Genomic DNA, 510 nt, shown 5'->3' with positions numbered 1-510 from the left:
TCCAGACACGCCGGTGCTTTCCGCCGTGGAACGGCAACGGGCGCGGGAGCGCGCGAAACCGCCTTGCCCGTTCCTGCTCGCCCGCTCCCCGCAAGAACATTTCCTGTTCCCCCTGCCCCATTCCCTGCTTCATGCTATGCATACCCCCCCCAGGCATTCGGCAGGAGCAACAGGCAATGGGCAAGACCCGGGTAGGCATCATCTTCGGCGGTCGTTCGGCCGAACACGAGGTCTCGCTGCAGTCGGCGAAGAACATCCTCGACGCGCTGGACAAGGAGCGGTTCGATGTCAGCCTGATCGGCATCGACAAGCAGGGCCATTGGCACGTCAGCGACCCGCAGCAGTTCCTGCTCAACGCCAACGACCCGGCGCGGATCGCGCTGAACCGTTCCGGCAATGCCGTGGCGGTGCTTCCGGGCCGCGAGCAGGCGCAGCTGGTACCCAGCGACCCGGCCTCGGCGCTGCAGCAGATCGACGTGGTGTTCCCGATCGTGCACGGCACCCTGGGCG

The 510-nt window shown here is 66.7% G+C and carries 1 pseudogene; it reads left to right on the top strand.

The annotated features are described in order from the left end of the window. Positions 1-176 precede the first annotated feature (176 nt). Positions 177-510 (top strand): annotated as a pseudogene (locus tag VA603_RS00250) (D-alanine--D-alanine ligase A); the annotation flags it as partial.

The organism is Stenotrophomonas capsici (assembly GCF_034961085.1).
GTDB lineage: Bacteria > Pseudomonadota > Gammaproteobacteria > Xanthomonadales > Xanthomonadaceae > Stenotrophomonas > Stenotrophomonas capsici.
This window is presented reverse-complemented; position numbering and strand designations above follow the sequence as displayed.